This is a genomic window from Actinospica durhamensis (genome assembly GCF_018139695.1).
Classification (GTDB): Bacteria; Actinomycetota; Actinomycetes; order Streptomycetales; family Catenulisporaceae; genus Actinospica; species Actinospica durhamensis.
This window is the reverse complement of record NZ_JAGSOG010000439.1, coordinates 1-4241: the sequence shown is the minus strand read 5'-3', so window position 1 is coordinate 4241 and position 4241 is coordinate 1. Positions and strand designations below refer to the sequence as shown.

The 4241-nt window shown below is 71.9% G+C and carries 5 protein-coding genes; 2 read left to right on the top strand and 3 right to left on the bottom strand.

Annotation, left to right across the window (positions count from 1 at the left end; translation table 11 throughout):
- Together KDL01_RS39400 and KDL01_RS39395 are read right to left on the bottom strand one after the other, a co-directional pair.
- Positions 1 to 700 (bottom strand): hypothetical protein (locus tag KDL01_RS39400; RefSeq protein WP_212533833.1); only part of this gene is annotated, 700 nt, incomplete at its 3' end.
- A 133-nt stretch (positions 701 to 833) separates the two neighbouring features.
- On the bottom strand, positions 834 to 1889 hold the full coding sequence (locus KDL01_RS39395) for a LacI family DNA-binding transcriptional regulator (RefSeq protein WP_212533832.1): 1056 nt from the start codon (positions 1887 to 1889) through the stop codon (positions 834 to 836).
- Positions 1890 to 2108: 219 nt separating this feature from the next.
- Here KDL01_RS39395 and panD point away from each other — a divergent pair, with 219 nt between their 5' ends.
- Positions 2109 to 2528 (top strand): aspartate 1-decarboxylase, encoded by a 420-nt coding sequence (gene panD, locus KDL01_RS39390; RefSeq protein WP_212533831.1) that lies wholly within the window; start codon positions 2109 to 2111, stop codon positions 2526 to 2528.
- Positions 2529 to 2638: 110 nt separating this feature from the next.
- Here the strand turns inward: panD and KDL01_RS39385 are convergent, their stop codons facing one another.
- On the bottom strand, positions 2639 to 3598 hold the full coding sequence (locus tag KDL01_RS39385; RefSeq protein ID WP_212533830.1) for an esterase/lipase family protein: 960 nt from the start codon (positions 3596 to 3598) through the stop codon (positions 2639 to 2641).
- A 352-nt stretch (positions 3599 to 3950) separates the two neighbouring features.
- On the opposite strand from KDL01_RS39385, the gene KDL01_RS39380 reads away from it, so the two are divergent.
- A partial coding sequence (locus KDL01_RS39380) for a PucR-like N-terminal domain-containing protein (protein WP_212533829.1) occupies positions 3951 to 4241 on the top strand: 291 nt, incomplete at its 3' end.

Genomic DNA, 4241 nt, shown 5'->3' with positions numbered 1-4241 from the left:
CGGTGGACGAACCCTGCTGCGTGGACGAACCCTGCGGCGTGAACGAACCCTGCTGCGGCTCGGGCAGTGCGCGCAGGTACTGGCCGACCGGGACCAGGGTCGCGGCGTCGAGCGACCAGCCGGGGCCGATCGGAGACGCGGTCGGGTCCAGGCTGTTGTAGCTGAGCCGGACGAAGGAGCTCACGCCGCGCCCGGGCACCCGCAGGGCCGTCAGCGTCACCAACGCGTTGCCGTCGGCCCGGTCGACCCGCACCGACGCGTCCGGCCCGGCCTGCACGCCGGCGTAGGCGTGGGCCGGGGAGAGCCCGAGCCCGTCGTTCGCGGGCGCCGGCGTGCCGGGTGGATCGGTCTGTGCGGAGGCGCCCGGTACGGCCAGGGCGAGCCGCAGGATCTGGGCCGCCTGCAGGGGGCTGAGTCCGGGCTCGCGGAGCGGCAGCGCGGTGGCGGACGGGATCATCCGGCCCTGACGCGGGGTCGGATCCTCGAGCCAGGGGCTGGAACCCGCCGCGTCGGAGGGCGATCCGGGAGCTGATCCGGAGGCTGATCCGTCGGCGTCGAGTGCGTAGGGGGCCCAGCGGGCGGGCGCGGACACGGCGGAATGCCGGGCGCGCACCGCCTCCGCGCCAGCCCCCGAACCCACGGCGACTGCGGTCAGGGTGAGCACCGGCAGAAAAGTGCCGATAAGCCTTCGGATCCGCATACCCGAAGCCTAACCAGCTCTATCCGTCCTCTTCCGTTTTTCTCGGTCATTTCAGGAGAACGGAGTAGTCCGTGCATCATAGGACTTATCCACCGGCGTGCGCCGGCGCCCCACGCTTGACTCAACCCGCGCCTCAGGCCGAGGCGCGCACGACCAGAGTGGGGTCGAAGATGGCGCAGGCGGCGGGCAGGTCGGGACGGTCTATCCGGTCGAGCAGGATGCGGGCCATCTCGGCGGCCATCTCCTCGACCGGCTGGTGCACGGTGGTCAGGGCCGGGCGGCACAGCAGGGCGGCGTGGCTGTCGTCGAAGCCCACCACGGCGGTGTCCTCCGGGATGCGCCGGCCGCGCTCGTGCAGCACCGTGACGGCGCCCAGGGCCATCAGGTCGTTCGCCGCGAACACGCCGTCGATCTCAGGGTACTCATCGAGCAGGCGGGCCATCGCGGCGCTGCCGCTGTCCTGCGTGAAATAGCCCTCGACCGCCGGGATGTGGGCGTATCCGTACTTGGCCATCTCGTCCCTGAACCCGTCGAGCCGATCCCGGCCGGCCGGCATGTCGAGCGGCCCGGAGATCGTCGCGACGTGGCGGCAGCCGCGCCGGGCCAGGTGCTCGGCGGCCAGCGCGGCCCCGGCCCGCTGCGGCGAGTCGACGTAGCTGATGTGCAGTTCGCCCGAGGGCCGCTCGGAGAGCACCGCGGGCAGGCCCGAGTCGGTGAGCATCCGGGGCAGCGGGTCCTGCGCGTGCGAGGAGACCAGCAGCACCCCGTCCACGTGGCCCTGGCGCAGATAGCCGAGCAGCTGCCGGCGCATCTCGTCGGTCTCGACGAACATCAGCGCCAGGTTGACCGCGCGCGGGCGCAGCACCGAGAACAGCCCGGCGACGATGCGGCCGAAGAAGGGGTCGGTGAAGATGCGGCCCACGAACGGATCGGAGACCGGCACGCTGCGGTGCTCCCCCTCCGAGACGACCAGCGCGACCGAGTTGGTGCGCCGCGTCACCAGCGACCGGGCGGCCTGGTTGGGCACGTACCCGGTCTGCTCCACGGCGGCGCGCACGGCCTCGGCCAGCTGCGGATCGACGTTGCGTACATTGTTGATCACCCGCGAAACGGTGGCCCGGGACACCCCGGCCACCCGCGCGACGTGCTCGAGCGTCGGCGAGGCGGGCGGAACCGGCTTGGCATCCACGCAGGGATTGTAGCCGTGCAGGTGACGGCTGTGACGTGAGATCGGCGAAGAGATCGGAGCAGAGAGCGAAAACGCTTGTCCGGAGCGGTCGGCCGGCCCGCCCGGGACCCGGGGACGGCGCGGGGGCGCGGCGGGGCGCGAGCAGGCTGCGTTAGGGTGCAATCGCCAAGCGGGGAGCCGGTTTCCGGCCCTCGACGGGTACTGCCACCGGGAGGTTCCGTGTACCGGACCATGCTCAAATCCAAGATCCACCGTGCCACCGTGACGCACGCCGACCTCGACTATGTCGGTTCGGTCACGGTGGACCGCGACCTGATGGAGGCCGCCGATCTGCTCGCCGGGGAGCTCGTGGCCCTCGTGGACGTGACCAACGGCGCCCGCCTGGAGACCTACGTCATCGAGGGCGAACGCGGCTCCGGCGTGATCGGAATCAACGGCGCCGCCGCGCACCTGGTGCACCCCGGCGACCTGGTGATCCTGATCAGCTATCTGCAGGTCGCCTACGGCGCGGAGGCCGGGTACAGCCCGCGCGTGGTGCACGTGGACGCCGCCAACCGCGTGCTGCGGCTCGGCGACGACGCCTCCGCTCCGGTCGAGGGCACCGCGCAGCAGCGCGCGCCGCACGCGGTCGGGGTCTGAGAACCCGAGGCCCCGACAGAGCTCAACGACAGAACCCGACGTCGGCGGTCCGCCCGGCCGGGCGGACCGCCGACTGCTCCCCCACCAGGGACTGCCAGAGCCTGCCTAGATCACAGCACCGGGCCGGTGACCGGGAGCACCAGCTGGCACGGGATGGACTTCGGGTGCGCCGGGTCGAGCGCGTTGAGCATGTCGGTCAGCGCGATCGGGTCGTAGGCGATCTCGAGGTGGTCGCTCTCGTCCAGGACGCACTGGTTCTGCACCAGGATGTCGGTGACGTTCGAGGCCGCGGGCAGGAAGGCGTTGGTGTAAGGGGTGACCACCTCGTCGTCCTTGGACTCGATCACCGTGTAGCTGACCGAGGGAACCGTCTCGCCGCCGGAGTTGAGGGTGGTGAGGAAGGAGGAGCCCACCTCCTGCTCGACGCACGAGGTGCAGATCGTGGTCAGGAAGGAGTTGGCGGGCTCGAGCAGGCTCAGTTCGGTGCCGAGCTCGGTCAGTCCGTCGAGCGTGGTGCCGTTGTTGCTCGGGGCGAGCGCGACGAGCTTGTCGACGGTGCTCGCGCCGCCCAGGAAGTCGATGTAGTACCGGGGCATCATGCCGCCCTGGGAGTGGCCGACGATGTCCACCTTGGCCGCGCCGGTGGCGGCGAGCACCTGGTTGACGAAGGTGGCCAGCTGGCCCGCGCTGGTGGCGATGTCGCCGGTGCCCTGCAGGTCGGAGCTCGAGGTCGCGCCGCCGTAGTTGAAGGCGAAGACGCAGTAGCCGTTGTCGGCCAGCAGCGGCGAGGCGCCGCCCCAGTTGTCGTTCATGTTCTCGACCGTGCCGTGCACCAGGACGACCGGGTACGGGTGAGCCGCGCCGGGCTTGCAGCTCCAGTTGTTCGCACCGGCCGGCGCGCTGTTCGGGAACAGGAATCCGGCCACGAAGCCGGTGGCGAAGCTGTAGTTCACCGGGTAGTTCGAGGCGGCCGACGCGGGGGTGGCCCCGAGCGTGGCGAGGCCGAGCGAGCCGAGCAGCGCGGCGGCGAGTGCCACTCCTCGGCGGCGGAGGGACAGGTGGATCCGCATGGACTCTCCCTTGAGTCGTGGGCGCAGCGGCGTGGGGCACCGCTTATCCGAAACACCGCGCACGGGCGGCGGAGCGCGGCGGGCCGAGGGCTGCGGGGGCGCGGCGCGTTCGGGGCGTGACGGTAGGAGCGGGGCGCGGCGAGCGTCAACGCGCCCGGCCGGGCGGCGGCAGAACACGTTCCGCACTTGATAGGAATCACGCCGGGGCCGGTCACGGCTCTGTCATGGGGCTGAGCGCTTTCCGGCCCGGGCCGGGCGAGCCGGCGCCGGCGGCGCGCGGCGGTGTTGACCGGTCGGTAACATCGACGGATACTGACCGGTAACAAAGCTGCCGCCGGACCGGGAGGAGCAGGTGTCCGCACCGCGCGTCGCGCTGCCCCGGGGTTTCGCCGAGGAACTGCGCCGGGAGAGCCCGAGCCTGGTCACCGAGATCGTGCGGGAGATGCGCAGGCAGATCCCGGAGTACGACCGGCCGCTCGACTCGCTGTTCATCAGCGGCCTGATCCTCGGGGTGGAGACCGCGCTGGCCGAGTTCGCCGACACGGTGGAGGGGCGGGCGGCGCCGGCCGCGCAGCGGGCCCGGATCTACCGCGGGCTCGGGCGGGCGGAGCTGGCGGAGGGCCGGAGCATGGACGCGCTGCAG